At 48.7% G+C, this 19301-nt stretch carries 18 protein-coding genes and 1 other RNA gene; 18 read left to right on the top strand and 1 reads right to left on the bottom strand.

From position 1 onward, the window contains the following. Positions 1-8 precede the first annotated feature (8 nt). From glyA to CTN_RS09260, 5 genes are read left to right on the top strand one after another with little or no spacing between them, the layout of a single operon-like run. Positions 9-1292 carry a serine hydroxymethyltransferase gene (gene glyA, locus CTN_RS09280; RefSeq protein WP_015920276.1) on the top strand — a complete coding sequence of 428 codons (1284 nt, stop codon included), beginning with the start codon at positions 9-11 and terminating at the stop codon, positions 1290-1292. Beyond that, positions 1289-1918 (top strand): uracil phosphoribosyltransferase, encoded by a 630-nt coding sequence (gene upp / locus CTN_RS09275; RefSeq protein ID WP_015920275.1) that lies wholly within the window; start codon positions 1289-1291, stop codon positions 1916-1918. Before glyA ends, upp begins: the two co-directional genes overlap by 4 nt. Positions 1919-1934: 16 nt before the next feature. Further along, a complete protein-coding gene (rnr, locus tag CTN_RS09270; protein ID WP_015920274.1) occupies positions 1935-4067 on the top strand; it encodes a ribonuclease R in 2133 nt (710 codons plus the stop codon). Continuing rightward, positions 4064-4483, top strand: coding sequence for a secondary thiamine-phosphate synthase enzyme YjbQ (locus CTN_RS09265; RefSeq protein ID WP_015920273.1), 420 nt, complete (start codon positions 4064-4066; stop codon positions 4481-4483). Before rnr ends, CTN_RS09265 begins: the two co-directional genes overlap by 4 nt. A gap of 7 nt (positions 4484-4490) precedes the next feature. Next, positions 4491-5423 (top strand): calcium/sodium antiporter, encoded by a 933-nt coding sequence (locus CTN_RS09260; protein ID WP_015920272.1) that lies wholly within the window; start codon positions 4491-4493, stop codon positions 5421-5423. Here the strand turns inward: CTN_RS09260 and CTN_RS09255 are convergent. Further along, positions 5420-6274 carry a FlgD immunoglobulin-like domain containing protein gene (locus CTN_RS09255; protein WP_038068131.1) on the bottom strand — a complete coding sequence of 285 codons (855 nt, stop codon included), beginning with the start codon at positions 6272-6274 and terminating at the stop codon, positions 5420-5422. The genes CTN_RS09260 and CTN_RS09255 overlap by 4 nt on opposite strands. A 106-nt stretch (positions 6275-6380) precedes the next feature. On the opposite strand from CTN_RS09255, the gene CTN_RS09250 reads away from it, so the two are divergent. The 13 genes from CTN_RS09250 to CTN_RS09195 all read left to right on the top strand — a co-directional run bounded on the left by CTN_RS09250 (position 6381) and on the right by CTN_RS09195 (position 19296). After that, a complete protein-coding gene (locus CTN_RS09250; protein WP_038068129.1) occupies positions 6381-7769 on the top strand; it encodes a TldD/PmbA family protein in 1389 nt (462 codons plus the stop codon). After that, positions 7766-9070: a TldD/PmbA family protein gene (locus tag CTN_RS09245; RefSeq protein WP_015920269.1), complete on the top strand. Its 1305-nt coding sequence runs from the start codon at positions 7766-7768 to the stop codon at positions 9068-9070. The genes CTN_RS09250 and CTN_RS09245 overlap by 4 nt, the downstream gene beginning before the upstream one ends. Beyond that, entirely contained in the window at positions 9054-9881 is an 828-nt protein-coding gene (locus CTN_RS09240) for a DMT family transporter (RefSeq protein WP_038068127.1), read from the top strand. The genes CTN_RS09245 and CTN_RS09240 overlap by 17 nt, the downstream gene beginning before the upstream one ends. A gap of 4 nt (positions 9882-9885) precedes the next feature. Further along, an RNA gene (gene rnpB / locus CTN_RS09675) (RNase P RNA component class A) lies at positions 9886-10223 on the top strand. A 39-nt stretch (positions 10224-10262) separates the two neighbouring features. Continuing rightward, the gene (locus CTN_RS09235) at positions 10263-12407 is read left to right on the top strand and encodes a RelA/SpoT family protein (RefSeq protein ID WP_015920267.1); all 2145 of its coding nucleotides are present in this window, start codon (positions 10263-10265) and stop codon (positions 12405-12407) included. Continuing rightward, the gene (gene dtd, locus CTN_RS09230; RefSeq protein ID WP_015920266.1) at positions 12404-12853 is read left to right on the top strand and encodes a D-aminoacyl-tRNA deacylase; all 450 of its coding nucleotides are present in this window, start codon (positions 12404-12406) and stop codon (positions 12851-12853) included. Before CTN_RS09235 ends, dtd begins: the two co-directional genes overlap by 4 nt. A 9-nt stretch (positions 12854-12862) precedes the next feature. Next, entirely contained in the window at positions 12863-13438 is a 576-nt protein-coding gene (locus CTN_RS09225; protein WP_015920265.1) for an epoxyqueuosine reductase QueH, read from the top strand. Next, the gene (locus tag CTN_RS09220) at positions 13404-14177 is read left to right on the top strand and encodes a DUF4940 domain-containing protein (RefSeq protein ID WP_038068125.1); all 774 of its coding nucleotides are present in this window, start codon (positions 13404-13406) and stop codon (positions 14175-14177) included. Before CTN_RS09225 ends, CTN_RS09220 begins: the two co-directional genes overlap by 35 nt. A gap of 2 nt (positions 14178-14179) precedes the next feature. Next, a complete protein-coding gene (locus CTN_RS09215) occupies positions 14180-14590 on the top strand; it encodes an ATP-binding protein (RefSeq protein ID WP_015920263.1) in 411 nt (136 codons plus the stop codon). 4 nt (positions 14591-14594) lie between these two features. Continuing rightward, complete coding sequence (gene trmFO, locus CTN_RS09210) at positions 14595-15902, top strand: methylenetetrahydrofolate--tRNA-(uracil(54)-C(5))-methyltransferase (FADH(2)-oxidizing) TrmFO (RefSeq protein WP_015920262.1); 1308 nt, start codon at positions 14595-14597, stop codon at positions 15900-15902. Positions 15903-15917: 15 nt separating this feature from the next. After that, the gene (locus CTN_RS09205; protein ID WP_015920261.1) at positions 15918-17285 is read left to right on the top strand and encodes a flagellar assembly protein A; all 1368 of its coding nucleotides are present in this window, start codon (positions 15918-15920) and stop codon (positions 17283-17285) included. After that, complete coding sequence (locus CTN_RS09200) at positions 17282-18118, top strand: type I phosphomannose isomerase catalytic subunit (protein WP_015920260.1); 837 nt, start codon at positions 17282-17284, stop codon at positions 18116-18118. The genes CTN_RS09205 and CTN_RS09200 overlap by 4 nt, the downstream gene beginning before the upstream one ends. Continuing rightward, positions 18115-19296, top strand: a complete 1182-nt coding sequence (locus CTN_RS09195; RefSeq protein WP_038068123.1) for a metallophosphoesterase — start codon at positions 18115-18117, stop codon at positions 19294-19296. The genes CTN_RS09200 and CTN_RS09195 overlap by 4 nt, the downstream gene beginning before the upstream one ends. The last annotated feature ends 5 nt before the right edge of the window (positions 19297-19301 follow it).

Raw genomic sequence — 19301 nt, 5'->3', positions numbered from 1 at the left:
GATCCTTTGTGTGGGAACACGTGAAGAAGGTGGATCCAGAAATCTACGAGGTACTGGTGAACGAACTCAGAAGACAGGAGTACGGTCTTGAGCTGATCGCCTCAGAGAACTTCGCATCCCTTGCCGTCATAGAAACCATGGGAAGTGTGCTCACCAACAAGTACGCAGAGGGATACCCTGGAAGGAGATACTACGGCGGATGTGAATGGGTGGACAGAGCAGAAGAACTTGCCATAGAGAGGGCAAAGAAACTGTTCGGTGCAGAGTTTGCAAACGTTCAACCTCACTCCGGTTCACAGGCAAACATGGCGGTCTATCTGGCTCTCGCACAGCCTGGGGATACGATCATGGGAATGTCTCTGTCGCACGGAGGTCATTTAACACATGGAGCACCCGTGAACTTCTCCGGCAGGATCTTCAAAGTGGTCCACTACGGAGTCAATCTGGAAACAGAAACGATAGATTACGATGAGGTGAGAAAACTGGCCCTGGAACACAGACCAAAGATCATCGTCGCGGGTGGTAGTGCTTATGCCCGAACGATTGATTTCAAAAGGTTCAGAGAGATCGCTGACGAGGTGGGAGCCTACCTGATGGTGGATATGGCGCACTTTGCAGGGCTGGTTGCGGCAGGGATTCATCCTAATCCCGTTGAGTACGCTCACGTGGTGACTTCCACCACACACAAAACCCTCAGGGGGCCAAGGGGAGGTCTGATCCTCACCAACGATCCGGAGATCGCCAAGGCTGTGGACAAAACAATCTTTCCTGGAATTCAGGGTGGGCCTCTCATGCACGTTATAGCGGCCAAGGCTGTGTGTTTTAAAGAAGCGATGAGCGAAGAGTTCAGAGAGTACCAGAAACAGGTCGTGAAGAACGCGAAGAAGATGGCGGAGGAGATGAAGAAAAGAGGATACAGAATCGTCTCCGGTGGAACCGATACACACCTGTTCCTCGTGGATCTCACCCCGAAAGACATAACAGGAAAAGCCGCAGAAAAGGCCCTCGAAAGCTGCGGCATCACAGTGAACAAGAACACCATTCCGAACGAGAAGAGATCTCCCTTCGTTGCGAGCGGTATAAGGATCGGAACTCCTGCCGTCACCACACGTGGTATGAAGGAAAAAGAGATGGAAGAAATAGTGGAACTGATAGATTATGTTCTTTCCAGCATCACAGACGAAAAAGGAACGGTGAGACCAGAGGTCCGGGAAGAGGTAACGAGGAGAGTGAGAAAGCTTTGTGAGATGTTCCCGCTCTATAGGGACAAGATCGAAGGGGTGGAAATATGAAGAACCTGGTCGTGGTGGACCATCCGCTCATAAAACACAAACTGACGATCATGAGGGACAAAAACACCGGTCCGAAAGAATTCAGAGAGCTTTTGAAGGAGATCACACTCCTTCTCGCTTACGAGGCAACAAGGCATCTGAAGTGCGAAGAGGTTGAGGTGGAAACTCCTATCACAAAGACCACAGGATACCGCATAAACGACAAGGACATCGTGGTGGTTCCCATACTCAGGGCAGGACTTGTGATGGCAGATGGTATACTGGAACTGCTTCCGAACGCTTCGGTGGGGCATATCGGAATATACAGAGATCCTGAGACGCTTCGTGCTGTGGAGTATTACGCCAAGTTGCCTCCTCTAGACGGTGATAAGGAAGTCTTCCTTCTGGACCCGATGCTTGCAACCGGTGTTTCCTCTGTAAAAGCACTCGATATCCTGAAGGAAAACGGTGCCAGGAAGATCACCCTGGTTGCCCTGATCGCTGCACCGGAGGGAGTGGAAGCGGTGGAAGAAAAACACAGTGATGTTAAGATATACGTTGCTGCTCTGGACGAAAGACTGAACGACCATGGTTACATCATACCGGGGCTTGGGGATGCGGGGGACAGACTTTTCAGAACAAAATGAAGGAGAAGGTGAACGCATGAGTTTGAAGAAAGAAGTGGAAAGGTTCATTTTGTCAGAGGATTACAAACCGATGGTTTTGAAGGAGATCTACAAAAGATTCAAAGCAAAGACGAGGGAGAAAAGAAGGAAAATCAGAGAAGTTGTGAAGAAACTTGAGAAAGAAGGAAAGATATTCAGGGACAGCAAGGGAAGGTACAGAAAGCTCGGGGAAGATCTGAAGGTTGGGACCATAGAATTCACCCGCAGTGGATACGTTGCCTTCGTCATCACGGACGAATTCGAAGAGATAGCAGTACCCGTTGAGGATACAAAATATGCCATGCACAAGGACAGAGTGGTAGTCGAAATAGTGGGTACCTGGCGAGGACTTCCAAGGGGACGTGTTGTGAGGGTCCTCGAGAGAGGCTTGAAGAGAGTTGTTGGTGTCTTCGATCACAAGGGGACCTTCGGATTTGTCGTGCCTGACGATCCAAAGATCGCCTACGACTTCTACGTTGCCCCTGAAAACATCGACGGAGCAAAGCCGAATCAGAAGGTGATAGCAGAGATATTGAAGTACCCCTCTCCGGGAAGAAATCCGGAAGCAAGGGTTGTGAAAGTTCTTGGAGATCTGGACGACCCATCCATTGACCTGCCCAGTGTGATAGTGAAGCACGACCTTCCAGAACCAGGAGAGTTTCCCGAAGAAGTGCTGAAGGAGGCAAATGCGATACCATCAAGGGTGAGAAAAAAAGATCTTGTGGGAAGAAAAGACATGAGGGACAGGGTCATCGTCACCATAGATGGAGAAGACGCCAAAGATTTCGACGATGCCATCTCGGTGGAAAAACTACCGAACGGGAATTACCTTCTCGGTGTTCACATAGCGGACGTTTCCCACTACGTGAAAGAAGGATCCGCTCTGGATCAGGAGGCTTTCAGAAGAGGAACGAGTGTCTACCTCATAGACACCGTCATACCGATGCTTCCGTTCAGACTCTCCAATGGAATATGCAGCCTTGTAGAGGGAAAAGACAGGCTCACGATGAGTGTGGAGATGGAGATAGACCGGGAAGGCCGCGTTGTGAAGTACGATGTCTTTCCCAGCGTGATAAGAAGCAAAAAGAGAATGATCTACGAAAGGGTTAACGAGTTCCTGGAAGATCCCTCTTCGGTGAAAGAATACGAACCCTTCAGTGAACTGATACACAACGCCGTGGAACTTGCCGAGATCCTGAGAGAGGCAAGGAGGAAAAGAGGTGCCATAATAGACATAGAAAGCGACGAAGTGAAGGTTGTACTCGACGAAAACGGCCAGGTGGTGGACATCGTTCCCAGAAAAAGAGGCATCGCAGAGAGGTTGATAGAGGAGTTCATGATAAGGGCAAACGAAACGATCGCGGAGATCTTCGACCACGCCGGACTTCCCTTCATGTACCGGGTCCACGAAGAACCCGATCCCGAGACGATCTTTCAGTTGAAGAACTACCTCGAAGCGATGGGAATAAGGGCAAAGTTCTCACACAACATACATCCCGGCATGCTTCAGAAACTCCTCGAGAAGGTGAAGGACCATCCCCTAAGAAGCAGTGTGGAGAGACTCCTTGTCCGATCGATGAAGAGGGCAATGTATTCCGCTGTGAACATCGGACACTTTGGGCTTGCCTCTTACGCTTACACACACTTCACCTCTCCCATAAGAAGGTATCCAGACCTTGTTGTTCACCGGCTTTTGAAACTGTATCTTGAGCAAAATGGATACTTCACACCTGAACAGATCGACAAGTTCTCCAAAGTGCTTCCAAAGATCGCAAAACACTGCAGTAGGAGAGAAAGAGTAGCGGATGAAGCAGAATGGGACCTCATCGCCATGAAGAAAGTCGAGTACATCTCCCGCCACATAGGTGAAGTGTTCGATGTGGTGGTGACAAACATCACAAAATTCGGTCTTTTCGTGGAGATTCCAGAAAAGAGCATCTCAGGTCTCGTACACATATCGACGCTCGACGACTACTATTACTACGATGAATCGAAGAACATGCTGATCGGAAGAAGGAAAGGGCGCATCTTCAGACTTGGAGATGTCCTCAAAGCAAAGGTTGTGAGGGCAGACAAGATCAGAGGGGAAATAGACTTCGAACTCGTAGAGAAGGAGGAGAAAGAAGGATGAAATCCTACAGGAAAGAGCTCTGGTTTCACACGAAGAAGAGGAGAGAATTCATCAACATAACACCCCTTCTGGAAGAGTGCGTGAAGGAGAGTGGTATAAAGGAAGGTCTTCTTCTGTGCAACGCCATGCACATCACAGCGAGTGTTTTCATAAACGACGATGAACCGGGTCTTCACCATGATTTCGAGGTATGGCTTGAAAAGCTCGCACCGGAGAAACCCTATTCCCAGTACAGGCACAACGACACCGGTGAAGACAACGCAGACGCCCATCTGAAACGAACGATCATGGGAAGAGAAGTGGTCATAGCGATCACGGATGGGAAACTGGATCTGGGGCCATGGGAACAGGTCTTCTACGGAGAATTCGACGGAATGAGGCCGAAAAGAGTTCTGGTCAAGATCATCGGAGAGTGATGGAATCGTGGAATTTTTGCTGACCGGCCTTGGAATCACCATACTGGTTCTTGGTGCAAACTGGCTCATAGAGGGCGCATCTTCGCTCGCTTTGAGACTTGGAATTTCCAAACTGGTAGTCGGTCTTTCGGTTGTGGCCTTCGGGACCTCTCTTCCAGAACTTGTTTCCTCGATCGTTTCCGCCTCAAAGGGTTACACGAGCATCGCCATCTCGAACGTGGTCGGAAGCAACATAGCGAACGTGGGACTTTGTCTTGGTCTTGCAGCCCTCTTCAGGGCAATTCCTGTCAAGAAAAGCACGATCAGATCGGAGATACCTTTCATGATCCTTTCGACGCTCTCTTTCATCAGTCTTTTTTTGAAAAACAACTACCTCTCATGGAACGATGGAGTGGTTTTCCTCTCTTTCATGGCGATCTTCATGTACTATCTGGTCACCTCTGCAAGGGATGTGGTGGAAGAGGAAATGGAAGAGATAAAGGAACAAAAGAGTGTTCCTTTGAGTGTTGCGATGATATCGGGAGGCATTCTGGCACTCTGGTTCGGTGGAAACCTTGCCATTGAAAACGCCGTTAAGATAGCAAGAAATTTCGGCCTTTCTCAGGCGTTCGTTGGACTCACCATCGTCGCCGTGGGAACTTCTCTTCCAGAACTTGTGGTCAGCGTAGTTTCGACGGTGAAGAAAGAGAGCGACATACTCGTTGGCAACATAGTGGGAAGCAACATCTTCAACATCCTGCTCATACTCGGTGTGAGTTCTTTCTTTAACAGACTGACTGTGGACGTGTCAAACTACACCATGGACCTGGTGTTTCTGCTCGTCACATCAATTCTTGTGTTCGTGTTTTCGGTTTCAAGGAAAAGGATATCTCGTCTTGAAGGAGTATCTCTTCTGCTCGTTTATTCCTTTTACATCTACCTTGTTGTAAGCAGAGGTTAGTGAACAAGCAGCAGCAGTAGCACCACCAGCAGAGTGGAACCTATGAAGAGTTCTTTGAAGTAGGTGTACTCGCTTCTGTCGATGATCACTTCCTGTTCCACAGACTGAACTTCGCTTTCCGTCGTTGCGGTGACTCTGACCCTGTACCTTCCGTCTGGAACCCCTTTCCCGTTCCAGATGATTTTGTTTGTTCCTTCAGAGCCCATCAGTCTTTTCGACCAGACAACTCTTCCCTGATCATCCAGTACCTCTATACTCAGGTTCGCTGGTTTGGACAGGTACACGTAAAAGGTCGTCTGATCTTCGTACCAGTCACCGTTTGGAGAGAACTTCTGTGGTTCTATCTTCAGGTTCAACTCAAGCACCTTCTCTTCCAGATATATATTCAGGGTTCTCTCTCCACGTGGAGATATCTGGACCGTCACAGTTTTTTCTCTGTATCCCTCTGCTTTAAAGGTGAGTGTCACCGTCCCGGCTGGTACGTAAAGAACGTCTTTCACACTGTAGACCTTTCCAATGTACCTTCCCTCTGCGAAAACTTCCACAGGATAGACGTTCGAAAAGACCCTCAGTGCACCGGCCTCTCTCAGATTGGCAAAGACCACGAACTCTCCTGGACTTGTGATGATGACTTCACCTTCGAAGGGAACGTACCAGGCCTTCTTCACAGTTATGACGAACTTTCCTGAAGAATTCAACGTCAAAACCATCTGACCGGTCACGTCCACCGTTCCCACGTAGTTTCCGTTTATGAAGACCTGTGAAAGGGGTTCTGAGTACACTACGAGAACGTAATTGCCCGCCATCACGGTGGCCGCCAGAACAAGAAAGATCGGCAGGAGTTTTCTCATAATTTCACCTCCTGTCTCTATTTTACACTGAAAATAAAAGACAAATGTGGTTCGGAAAACGAACTTGGAGCGTAGTATAATGGAAACCAGGGAAGGAGGGATCAAAGTGCTCAGTGAAAGTGTCGTCAGAGATGTTCTTTCGGCTGTTTTGAAAAACGGAGGAGATTTTGCCGAGGTGTTTTTCGAGAGAAAATACGAAAACCGCTTTGAGCTGAAGGATGGAAAGGTGGAGCGTGCAACGAGCGGGGAGATCGTCGGTGTGGGAATCAGGGGATTTCTGGGAACAAAGGCTGTCTACGCTTACACGAACGACCTCTCAAGAGACAACCTGCTGAACGTGGCAAAGAAAGTGGGAGAAGCCCTGGAAGAGACGAAAATCGAGGATCTCACCTTCAACTTCAACAGGACAAAGAGAAAGGAAAGGCACGTTGTGATCGTACCTCCTGATCGGGTGGAAAAAACAGAGAAAGTTGCTGTCATGAAAAGGGCCTACCAGGCGGCGAAAGACTATTCGAGTCTCATAAAGCAGGTGGTCGTCTGGTACTGGGACTACGATCAGGAGATCTTGGTGGCAAACTCCGAGGGAGTGTGGGCCGAAGACAGGCGTGTGAGGACACGCCTTATGATAAACGCCGTTGCCGAGAAAGATGGGGTTCTCGAAAGAGGTTTCTACGGTCCTGGGGCCGGGATGGGCTTTGAGTTCTTCGAACGAATAGACGTGGAGGAAGCTGCAAGAAAGGCTGCAAGGATCGCTGCTAGGATGGTTGAGGCAGAACCTGCTCCTGCCGGGAAGATGACGGTCGTGATAGCAAACGGGTTCGGTGGAGTGATCTTCCACGAGGCGGTGGGACACGGCCTGGAAGCAACATCTGTGGCCAAAGGGGCCTCTGTTTTTGCTGGAAAACTTGGTCAGAAAGTGGCGGCAGAATGTGTTTCTGCAGTGGACGATGCCACTATTCCAAATGGATGGGGTTCTGCGAACGTGGACGATGAGGGAACTCCCACACAGAGAACCTTACTGATAGACAAAGGGATTCTCGTAGGATACCTCGTGGACAGACTCGGTGCAAGGAGAATGGGGATGAAAAGCACGGGAAGTGGTAGAAGACAGGATTACACCTTCCCGCCCACTTCAAGAATGAGTAACACCTTCATCCTTCCCGGTGATTACCATCCAGAGGAAATCATCTCCGCCACAGAATATGGACTCTACGCCAAGACGATGGGTGGAGGTTCCGTGAATCCCGCAACGGGAGAGTTCAATTTCGCTGTCTCTGAAGCCTATCTCATAGAAAAAGGAAGGATCACAAAACCCGTGCGCGGAGCCACGTTGATAGGAAAGGGTCATGAGATTATACAGAAGATAGACATGGTGGGGAACGATCTGGCACGCGATCAGGGAATGTGCGGTTCGTTCTCCGGGTCGATTCCTGCCGATGTGGGACAACCCACCATAAGAGTCAAAGAGATAGTGGTAGGGGGGCGAAACAGATGACACTCGAAGAGTTCAAAGATAAACTGTTTGCGATCGCAAAGAGAAAAGGAGTGGAGGCACAGGTAAGTTTTGTGGAAACAAGGGAATTTTCACTTCGGCTTGCAAACGGTGAACTCGATCAGTACACGGACGCCGGAAAGTCCAGCATCGAGGTAAAGGTTCTGAAAGAAGGAAAAACCGGTGTGTTTCGAACGCAGGTTCTCGAAGATCCCGAACGCTGCCTCGAGGAAGCCCTGGGCAACCTTCGGGTCAAAGACAGTGAGGAAGAAGAGTTCTTCTTCGAAGGCGGCGAGTACAAGCCCATGGAAACCTATGCCGGCAAGTTTGAAAGGCTCTCTGTGAAAGAAAAGATGGAAATGGCAAAACGGGCCCATGAAAGTGCCTCAAGTGATGAGAGGATCATCATGGTTCCGACAGTGATGTATCGGGACTTTGTCACAAGAAAGCATCTTTCGAACACCCTGGGTCTCAACGCAAGCATAACGGCAGATGGAGGGTACATCTTCGTGATGGCGGTTGCAAAGGACCAAAACCCAAGATCGGGTTTCTGGTTCGAAATTGCAAGAGTTCCGGAAGATCTCAACCCCGAAGAGGTAGGAAACCGGGCGTCAAAGGAGGCCGTTTCCCTCATAGGGTCAAAATCGATAGAATCCGGGAAATACCCTGCTGTTGTGAGAAACACGGCCCTTCTTGATCTCATGGAGATGTTCATTCCGATGATTTCGGCAGAGAACGTGCAGAAAAACCTGTCACCCTTGAAAGGCAAACTTGGAAACCAGGTGGGAAACGCTGTTGTGTCCATAAAGGATCTTCCTTACCATTCCAGAGGACTTGCGAGTACTCCCTTCGATGATGAGGGAGTTCCTACGACCGAAAAGTACGTTCTGGAAAGCGGTGTATTGAAAACCTTCCTTCACAACCTGAAGACAGCGAAGAAAGAGGGTGTGAACCCAACTGGAAACGGTTTTGAAAACGGAATACAGCCCGTCAACCTGATGATGGTTCCGGGAAATTCATCCTTCAACGATCTTTTGAAAGAGATGGGAAAGGGCGTGGTCATAACGGAAGTTGAAGGAATGCACGCAGGTGCAAACTCCATATCCGGTGAATTTTCCCTTTTTGCAAAGGGATACTGGGCAGAAAACGGAGAGATCATGCACGGCCTGGAGGAGTTCACCATTTCAGGGAACTTCCTTGACTTTTTGAAGAAGATTGTTCTGATTGGAAACGACGTGAAGGTGTCCTACCGCACGATAGCGCCCAGTGTCCTGGTGGAGGTACTGGATGTGGCGGGAAAGTAAAGCTCTCATCTTTCTTCTTTTGACCGCCACTCTGCAGGGCTCAACGTTTCCACTGCAAAAACTCGTGGTGAGTGATATTTCACCCTTCGTCTACAACGCGGTCAGGTTTGGGATCGCCGCACTGCTTTCTCTGTGGATGTTCGGTCCAGGAAGGTTCAAGAGGGGATTTCTGCTGGGACTTGTACTCTGTGGGGCGTACATTTTCCAGATATGGGGACTGAGGTTCACCAGTGCAGCAAAGAGTGGCTTCATCGTCTCAAGTTTTGTCTTCTTCGTTCCGATCTTTTCTTTCCTTCTGGAAGGTGAAAGACTCAGAAAGATGCACCTTCTTTCTTTTGCACTCGGTTTTTTCGGAATCTACCTGCTCACAGGAGGAATGGGGAGTTTTTCCTCCGGAGATCTTTTCCAGTTGATCTGTGCTGTGCTTTTTGCGCTCCACGTGGTGTTGATCACCAGATTTTCAAAAGTGGAAAGAGAAAAGGATATGATGTTCTGGCAGTTTCTGGTCGTTGCGATGATCAACTTTGTATTTGGAGCAGGCAGTTTTCATCTTCCAGTCGATGCTCTGGCTGTTGGTCTGTACAGTGGTGTCTTCGCCACGGCTTTTGGGATACTCTGGCAGATGCGCTATCAAAAAGAGGTTGGAAGCAACACAACTGCCCTGGTTTACATGACTCAACCCTTCATCTCCCTGGTGCTTTCGATTTTGCTGCTTGGGGAGAAAATGAGTGTCTTGCAGTTTGTGGGAGGACTGATCACAGCTTTTGCTTTTTTCACCGGAACATGTGTGAGGAAGAAAAGGTCTACATAAATAGGGAGAGGGGTAGGTGGTCGCGGGGACGCACACTCGCGTTCCCCGAGGAAAGTCCGGACTCTGGAGCGGGGTGCCGGGTAACGCCCGGGAGGGGTGACCCTCGGACAGGGCCATAGAGAAGAAGACCGCCCGATGAGGGCAAGGGTGGAACGGTGGGGTAAGAGCCCACCAGCGTCGGGGCAACCCGGCGGCTTGGCAACCCCCACCTGGAGCAAGGCCAAGCAGGGGGTTGGGTTGCTCCCCCTATTCCCCCGGGTTGGCCGCTTGAGGTGTGCGGTAACGCACACCCCAGATTGATGACCACCCACGACAGAATCCGGCTTATACCCCTCTCCCGTGCTATAATTTTTTCACAAGGTCTCAATCGGTGGTGAAACGATGCTGAACAGAATTGAACTCGAATCGGAAGCCAGAGCGGTGGTCAGAGAACTGGAATCGCTGAGAAAAAAGAACTTTTCCAGGGAAGAAAAAAGGCTTCTTATGAAAGCCTACGAGTTCGCATGGATCGTTCATGAGGGACAGAAAAGGTTCTCTGGAGATCCGTTCATTTCACATCCTGTAGAGGTTGCAAAGATCCTGGCCGAACTTGGGGTCGACTCCACCACGCTGGCTGCGGCCCTTCTTCACGATACGATCGAGGACGGTGAAGGTGTCAGTCTCGATCAAATAAAGGAACTCTTTGGAAATGAGATCGCAAGGATAGTGGATGGGGTCACCAAGGTGAGCAGCATAAACGCTCCCGTCGGACCGGATCAGGATTCCAGAAAAAGAATGGAGACCATACAGAAGATGTTTCTCGCGATGGCCGAGGATATGCGTGTGATCTTCGTGAAACTCGCCGACAGACTCCACAACATGCGTACCATACAGTACGTTCAGGACCCGGAGAAGAAAAAATACAAGGCCTATGAGACCCTAGAGGTGTACGCACCACTGGCTCACAAACTGGGCATATATTCCATAAAATCGGAACTCGAGGATCTTGCTTTCAAGGTTCTGTATCCAGAGGAGTACTACAGGATAAAAGAACTCGTTGCAGAGAAAAAGAAAGAAAGGGAAAAGAGAACGAACGAGTACATCTCAATCCTGAAAAGCGCCCTCGAGGAACACAGAATAAAGGCCACCGTTGAAGGAAGGTACAAGCACTACTACAGCATCTGGAGGAAGATGAAAGAAAAGGGAAAAAAGTTCGAGGAGATCTACGATCTCATAGCCCTCAGAGTGGTGGTGAAGGATGTTACCACCTGTTACACTGTACTTGGAATAGTACACAACATCTGGAAACCCCTTCCTGGTAGGTTCAAAGACTACATCGCTGCTCCAAAATCGAACGGTTACAGGTCTCTCCACACAACGGTCATCACTGGATATGGTGAACCTCTGGAGATACAGATCAGAGACGAGGAGATGCACAGAGAGGCTGAGTACGGTCTCATTGCTCACTGGATATACAAAGAAAAGCCCGACGTGAAGACGGCAAAAGAATGGATAGAAAGGCTCCTTGACTGGAGAAAAGAACTCGCTCAGGGGTTTACAGAGTTTGAGGACATAAAGAAGGAACTCCAAATGGACGAGGTTTTCGTCTTCACACCCAAGGGTGATATCATCCACCTTCCCAAAGGTGCCACCCCCATTGACTTTGCTTACGCTATACACACGGAAGTAGGGCATCACTACAGCGGTGCAAAGGTGAACGGAAAGATCGTTCCCATCGACTATCAGTTGAAGAACGGAGACGTTGTGGAGATCATCGTGAACAAGAATTCTTCCGGTCCCAGCGTCGACTGGTTGAAATACGCCAGAACGCACAACGCACGGGCAAAGATCAGAAGGTTTCTGAAAGAAAAACTCGCTCCAGAACTTGTTGAAAAGGGAAAGGAAACCCTCAGAAGGATATGCAGAAAACTGGGAAAATCCTTTGAGGAAGTGATGCAGTCAGATGGAATAAAAAGGTACCTGAACTCTTACCCAGAGAGAGACTTCTTCATGAAAATTGGAGAAGGCAGTATCACGACGCAGGATCTGATAGAGGCCATCCTGGGAAAGAAAATTGTCGTAAAGAGAAAAACAAAGAAGAAAAAGGCGCAATCTCAGAATATCGTGACAGTCGACGGAATAGAAAGCATAGAGTTTCATATAGCCAGGTGCTGCCATCCAATAAAGGGAGATCCGATTGTGGCTGTTGTGAGCAAAAGGGGAATGAGCATTCACAGAAGTGATTGCAAAAACCTGAAGGGTATTTCTCAGGAGAAGATATTCCCGGCGGAATGGAATCTTGAAGCGTCGGAGATGTTCGATGCCTATGTAAGGGTTGTTCTCGATTCTGAAAAAAGCCTTCCCAGTCTTATAGACCGTGTGACGAACCTCGGAGCCGAGTTTGTCGGTGTGAAGACTTTGAAAGACAGAAATCCCATCCTCGTCCAGCTCCATATAAGGATCTCCAACACCGGTGAATTGAACGAATTTTTGAGCAGGTTGAAGGCTTACAGGTACGTTCTGGACGCAGAAAGGGTGATACAGTGAGAGCAGTTGTTCAGAGAGTGAACGAGGCGAAGGTGATCGTAGATGAAAAGGTGGTGGGAGCCATTGGGAAGGGGCTCCTTGTTTTTGTCGGTGTTGGAAAGGACGATACGGAGAAAGACTGTGAATGGCTCGCCGAGAAGGTATCTGGACTTCGGATATTCGAAGATGAAGAAGGAAAGATGAACCTCTCGATCATGGATGTTGGGGGAGAAGTGCTCGTCGTCTCTCAGTTCACACTCTACGGAGACTGCCGAAGAGGGAAGAGGCCTTCATTCACAGAAGCCGCTCCTCCCGAGAAAGGAAAGGAACTTTACGAGAAGTTCGTAGACCTTCTGGAAAAGAAAGGGTTGAAAGTGGAAAAGGGTATCTTCAGAGCACACATGCATGTTCATCTGGTAAACGATGGACCCGTCACACTCCTTCTGGATTCCTCCAGGCTCTTTTGAGGTGAGAGGGTGCTGATACACGTTTGCTGTGCACCGGATCTTCTCACAACGCTTTTTCATGTGAAAGATGCGGAGTTCTTCTTTTACAATCCGAACATCCAGCCTCCTCTAGAGTACAGAAAGAGAGAAGACGCCGTGAGGATCGTGGCGTCTTACTTTTCTCTGAAGGTGATTTTCGGGGAATACTCGGTGGACGAGGTGAAAAGGTGGTATTCCATCGTTCGAGATTACAGAGATCTCGGCGAAGGCAGTGAAAGATGCAGAAGATGTATCAGTTTCCTTCTGGAACGAACCGCTCAGGAGGCTTTGAAGAGAGGATACAATTTCTTTTCCACCACCCTCCTTGCAAGTCCAAAAAAAGATCTTTCCATGATCGAGGAGATAGGAAGGGTTCTGGAGAAAAAGTACGGTGTGGTGTTCTATTTCAAGAATTTCAGAAAGAAAGGAGCATATCAGGAAGGTGTGAGACTTTCCAGAGAACTGGGGATTTACAGACAGAACTACTGTGGATGCGTGTTCAGTCTCCTGGAAAGAAAAAGGAGGAAGCCACATGTTGAAGCTTCCAGAGAGAATAACAGTTTGTGACGGTGAAAAAATCCTGTGGAACGGTCTTGGACTCTCCGACTCCTCCATCCTCGAGACCGCAAAGACCGTTCTGGAGTCGAATGTTCCCGTGAAAGGGAAGGTCTACTGTTTTCCTGCAAAGACGGTTCTTGGGAAAATGGCAGTTTTTGTTGAAACAAGAATCGAGCCCCGTGATCTGATCGTCGATCTTTTGAACCATGAATTCCTCAAAACAAGGTGGTACAATGAAGAAGTGGAGAAGGTGGTGGAGGTCCTTTCTGAAAACTGGCGCCCTGGAAAAAGGGTCTTTGTGGCACAGGCAGAAAGTTTCGAAAAGCGCCTTCATCTCAGAGAAGAGATTTCTTCGTTTGTGGATGCTGTTTACAACGCTGGAGATTTCGACGCTGGAATTTCTCCTTCGAACGTTTCTTTTCATGAGGCAATTTCGGGGGGAAAGATCGCATTTTCAGATCCGGAAAAAGAACTCCGGGAAGCAGTAAGAAAGGCCCTGATGATGATCAGATATGTTGAACAGAGCGTGTCCTTTTACGAGAGACTCTACGAGTACACCTTCACGATGAAGGTACCCGTCTCGGACGCTGTGAGAATTTTCCTGATGACGGGAGACGTTTCGAAGACAGCCGACACGATGAAAAAAAGTGAAGAAGAGGTGTTCAGGGAAATTCTCGAGTTCGAACGAAATTTTCTCATTTCTCCAAGGATTCCCCTGGAAGCCTTCTTATTGCTAAGGGAGGGCTGAAGTTGCAGAACCTGATGTTTCTCATTGTTCCTTCCAGGCGTTCATACATAAAGATTGCACGCTCTGCCATGCGTGATTTTTTGTTGCTCAACGACTTTCCAAACAGCGTGGTTGTGGACATGGAGATCGTCCTTGGAGAGATCCTCGCCAATGTGATCAAGCACACCTACAAGAAGGATGAGACGAAAAAGATCGTTGTAAGTTATGTGGTGAAAGATAAAACCTTCTACATACTTGTGAGGGATTTTGGTGAGCCTGTGGATCCCTCCAGGTTGAAACCCATTCCTCCCGATTTGAAAAACCCCAGAGAGGGAGGGTACGGTCTTTACATAATCCATCAGGTCGCTGACGAGTTCAGAATACGACCCCTGAAACGGGGAAATCTCACCGTGGTCAGGAAAGATTTGAGGTGACACGATGGTTGTGAACGTCATCGGAGCAGGGCTTGCAGGGTCGGAAGTTGTTTACAACCTCGGAAAACGCGGAGTGAAGGTACGCCTCTACGAAATGCGTCCAAAAAAGATGACAGAAGTACACAAAACCGGGTACTTTGCAGAACTTGTCTGTAGCAATTCTTTCAAATCAGAAGAGGTCACAAACGCCGAGGGTCTTCTGAAGGCCGAGATGAAGATGATGGGATCTGTGGTGCTCGAAGTGGCAGAAAGAACGCGCGTTCCTTCAGGAAAAGCGCTGGCTGTGGATAGAAACGCCTTCGCAAGGAAGGTTACAGAAATCATAGAGGATATGGAAAACGTTGAAATCGTGAGGGAGGAAGTGACCAGTTTCAATCCCGATGAGGGTATCTGGATAGTGGCAACGGGACCGGCTACCTCGGAAGGGCTTCTTTCTTTTCTGAAGGAGCTTCTGGGAGAAGACTTTCTGTTCTTCTTCGATGCTGTCTCTCCGATTGTGAGCTTTGAGTCCATAGACATGAGTCGGGCTTTCTGGGGAGATAGATTCGGAAAGGGAAACGATTACATAAACTGTCCTCTCACCCAGGAAGAGTACGAGGAACTCTGGAAAGCACTCGTTGAGGCAGAGGTCATTGAAATGGAGGATTTCGACAGGAGTCTTCTCTTCGAACGATGCCAGCCCGTTGAGGAGATCGCTCGAAGCGGAAAAGACGCTCTGAGATACGGTCCTTTGAGACCGACAGGGCTGGTGGATCCTCGAACCGGTAAAGAACCGTACGCCGTGGTTCAACTTCGTCGTGAAGACAAAGAAGGAAAATTTTACAGCCTCGTTGGATTTCAGACCAGGTTAAAATGGGGAGAACAGAAGAAGGTCATCCAGAAGATTCCCTGCTTGAGAAACGCGGAGATCGTCCGCTACGGTGTGATGCACAGAAACATATACATCAATTCTCCCAGGGTTCTCGATCCCTTCTTTCGTTTGAAGAAACATCCCAGCGTTTTCTTCGCCGGCCAGATCACCGGTGTGGAAGGTTACATGGAATCGGCAGCGTCCGGGATCTACGTGGCGTACAACGTGTACAGGATCCTGAGGGGTCTTTCTCCGCTTCGTCTTCCTGAGGAAACCATGATGGGAGCGCTCTTCAGTTATATAATAGAAAAGGTCGAAGGAGATCTGAAGCCGATGTACGCAAACTTTGGACTGCTTCCTCCTCTTTCTGTCCGGGTTCGAAACAAGTTCGAGCGCAGAAAACGCCTCGCAGAACGGGCTATGAAGGCGATGAGAGAGTTTCTGGAGAAAAATCCCTGGTGAAGCGAGGGGGTAGGGGTGAAGGTGGAGTTCACTGTATCGGAAGACAGAATGCAGGCTTACGCTATCGTGAGGAAAGAAAGACCTGACGAACCTCCCCTGTCGAAGGAAGAGTTCATGAGTGCTCTGCAGTCTGCCAGGATAAAGTACGGAATAAAGGAGGAGATGATTGATGATCTTATAAAATCTCCAGTTTACAACACACCCGTTCTGATCGCAGAGGGCACTCCACCCGTCGATGGCGAAGATGGAAGAGTGGAGCTTCTGAAGAAAGTGGAGGGCGTTTCTCAGAGTGACGGTAGAGTCGATCTCAGGGAAATCCCTGCAAAGCAAAGGGTCATCGTTAAAAGGGGAGAGACCATTGCTCGCATCATACCACCCACTTCCGGCAAAGAGGGAAGGGATGTTTTTGGAAATCCCGTAAAACCAAAACCGGGAAGGATGCCAGAGTACCACCTTGGATACAACGTGACGATGAAGGACAACGAGATCATCGCCACAAAGAGCGGCATACTGATCATCGAACCGAACGGAACGATACATGTGAACGATACTCTGGAAGTGGAATCAGTTGACTATTCCACCGGGAACATAGATTTTCCGGGCAGGGTGATCGTGAAGGGTGATGTGAAGCCGGATTTCGTTGTGAGGGCCCAGGAAGACATCGAAGTGAAGGGGGTCATAGAAGCGGCAACGGTCGTTTCCTTCAACGGCAGCATCACAGCAGGTGGTATAAAGGGAAGAGGAAAGGCTTTCGTGAAGGCAAAGAAAACGATCAAAACGGTCTTCGTAGAGAACGCAGAGGTGGAAGCCGAGGAAGTGGTGGTGGAAAAGAACATAGAAAATTCCACTGTCAAAGCCAGTAGTGTAACGGTGACGGGAAGTAAAGGCAGCATAAGGGGTGGTGTGACAATCGCTCGAGTCAGGGTTGAAACCTTTCAGCTTGGCTCTCCCATAGGAGTCAAAACGAGAGTGGAAGTGGGTGTCGATCCGGAAGTGAACGAGAAGATAAAGATCATCTCTGCTCAGGTTTCGCTCGATAAGGCAAACGTTCAAAAACTCACCAAGGTTCTGGTTGAGCTCAGAAAGATGCAGAGCACTCTCAAGGACAAATTTCCCCCCGACAAGGAAGCTCTCCTGAACAAGGTGAGCAACACACTGATAAATCTCAGAGATTCCATACAGAAGAACGAGCAGGAGCTAAAAAGGTTGAACGAGATAGCTGAGGAGATGGCAAAGAACGCCGCGGTCATTGTGAAGGAAGTCGTTTATCCGGGTGTTGAGGTCGTCATGTTCAACAAAGTGTTTCGTGTGGAGAAAGAACTCACAAAAGCGGTTTTCTACTACAGAGACGGCGAAATAAGGGTGGGAGGTTATTCGGAATGACGATCAAGGTTCTTCCAAAATTGAGGAAACAGATCTGGGGCAGCCATCGCCTTGGAAGAATGTTTGGATCGGAAGAGAAGATAGGTGAGGTTTGGCTTCTCTCAGGACATCCTCTGTTCATCACCGAAACATCGGAAGGCCTGGATCTCAACAAAGACATGGAGAAGATCTTGGGGAAGGTCTTTCCTCGCTTTCCACTCCTTGTGAAACTCATCTCCGCCGAAGACTGGCTCTCGGTACAGGTGCATCCAGACGACGAAGAAGCACAGAAACTGGAAAAGGAACCCTGGGGGAAGACGGAAGCATGGTACTTCGTGGAAAACGGACAGATAGCCATTGGGGAAGATCCTGAAAAAATCAAAGAAGCATTTTCGAGTGGAAACTGGGATGAAGCGTTGAAAAAGGTGAATGTCCAGCCCGGAACTTTTGTCTTTCTTCCCGCAGGAACGGTGCACGCACTGGGGCCCAGCGGCTTTCTTGTGGAAGTTCAGCAGTCTTCAGATCTCACCTACAGAGTCTACGACTGGGACCGGGGCAGAGAGCTCCACGTGGAAAAGGCTTTCAAGGTGATGAAAAAAAGAAAGATTGAAGATCTTCTGATAAAGAACTTCGAAAAGTTCGAGTGTGAATACTTCAGGATCAGAAAGACGCGCGAGGAAACTCTGAAGGGGTTTTGTGCAATCGTTGTTCTTGAAAGAGGAGAGCTCGATGGAAGAAGGGTAGAACCCTTTGAAACGTTCATCGTTCCAGAGGGAGAGAGTGCCTATTTGAACGCACTCGCTCTTGAAATAAAACTTGGCAGTTTCTTCGAAGGATGGGGTGAGAGAACATAAAGAGAGTCTTCATAAGCGATCTTCACATAGGAGATGGGTCCGCCAAGGATGATTTCTTTTTCGATAGCGAACTTTCAGATTTTCTGGAAGACATACTGAATGAAAAAGAAGTGGAACTCTTCATCGTAGGAGACGGCTTTGAGATTCTCGAAAGCCGTGTTGTGAAAGAACTGGGGCTTGTCTCCTTCGATGAAGTACTGAAGAGCCTCGATGACACCGTAATAAACGAGATAGAGAAAAAGCATGAAAAGATCTTCGAAACACTCAAGAAGTTCGCAAAAAGACACACCATCTACTACGTGGTGGGAAATCACGATTATCATATTCTCAAAAACAAAAACCTGCAAAAGGCTTTGAAGGAAAGATTCGAGCACCTTGAGATCCTGCCCTACTACTACGATGAAAAAACAAAGCTCCTAGTTCTTCACGGTAACCAGTTCGACGTTATAAATCGCTTCTCACTGGACAGAAAAAGCGGAAAAGTAATACCACCGCTTGGCGATTTCATAGCGAGGTACATGATGGTGAACTTCGACGAAAACGTCATAAACTTTGCTCCAGAAGAGGTGGTACGAGACTATGACAACGTGAGACCTCTTCTCGATGTTTTTCACTGGTTCGAGTATGTAACGGAGATCTACGACATCGGTGTCGACCTGGTGGAACTCTGGTTGAAAAGCTTTCTCACCATGTTGAAAACGAGTGAAGCAAAGAGATGGATGAGAAACAACTTTCCAAGGACTCACTGGATCTCCAGGTTGTTCGTGAACAGGTTCGGTGGTCTGGAAATGGGCAGAATTCTTGTGAGGACGGTCTACACGTTCAGAAAACTTCGCAGGGTGGACTACCTTCAGAAGTGGGCCAGGATTGTACTGAAGGGAAGTCAAAAGTGGAAGAGATTCATGGTGGGCTACGCCGAAGATTTGGACAAAATTGACAGAGTCGATATACTTGTAATGGGACACGTTCACCACTTCACCTACAGGATAGTTCCAGCACCTGATGGAAAAAAACTGTACGTGAACTGTGGTAGCTGGAGGCCCGTTCTGGAAAAGATCGGGATGAAGAGAAAACACGGCTTTCACAAAAAGGCAGAGCTTCCGAAGATAACGATGGACTTTTCGAACGGCAGGGTTGAGGTGAAGGCGTCGATTACGAACATGATTGGAAAGATTTGAGGGGG

This window comes from Thermotoga neapolitana DSM 4359 (genome assembly GCF_000018945.1).
In the GTDB taxonomy this organism is placed as follows: Bacteria; Thermotogota; Thermotogae; order Thermotogales; family Thermotogaceae; genus Thermotoga; species Thermotoga neapolitana.
Note: the sequence above shows the minus strand (reverse complement) of the source record. Positions and strands in the feature narration are given on the sequence as shown.

What these genes read in the sequence shown, in the direction of transcription:
- upp (WP_015920275.1), top strand. Translation starts at nt 1,289, where the DNA reads ATGAAGAACCTGGTCGTGGTGGACCATCCGCTCATAAAACACAAACTG.
- rnr (WP_015920274.1), top strand. Translation starts at nt 1,935, where the DNA reads ATGAGTTTGAAGAAAGAAGTGGAAAGGTTCATTTTGTCAGAGGATTAC.
- CTN_RS09265 (WP_015920273.1), top strand. Translation starts at nt 4,064, where the DNA reads ATGAAATCCTACAGGAAAGAGCTCTGGTTTCACACGAAGAAGAGGAGA.
- CTN_RS09255 (WP_038068131.1), bottom strand. Translation starts at nt 6,274, where the DNA reads ATGAGAAAACTCCTGCCGATCTTTCTTGTTCTGGCGGCCACCGTGATG.
- CTN_RS09245 (WP_015920269.1), top strand. Translation starts at nt 7,766, where the DNA reads ATGACACTCGAAGAGTTCAAAGATAAACTGTTTGCGATCGCAAAGAGA.
- CTN_RS09240 (WP_038068127.1), top strand. Translation starts at nt 9,054, where the DNA reads ATGTGGCGGGAAAGTAAAGCTCTCATCTTTCTTCTTTTGACCGCCACT.
- CTN_RS09235 (WP_015920267.1), top strand. Translation starts at nt 10,263, where the DNA reads ATGCTGAACAGAATTGAACTCGAATCGGAAGCCAGAGCGGTGGTCAGA.
- CTN_RS09220 (WP_038068125.1), top strand. Translation starts at nt 13,404, where the DNA reads ATGTTGAAGCTTCCAGAGAGAATAACAGTTTGTGACGGTGAAAAAATC.
- trmFO (WP_015920262.1), top strand. Translation starts at nt 14,595, where the DNA reads ATGGTTGTGAACGTCATCGGAGCAGGGCTTGCAGGGTCGGAAGTTGTT.
- CTN_RS09200 (WP_015920260.1), top strand. Translation starts at nt 17,282, where the DNA reads ATGACGATCAAGGTTCTTCCAAAATTGAGGAAACAGATCTGGGGCAGC.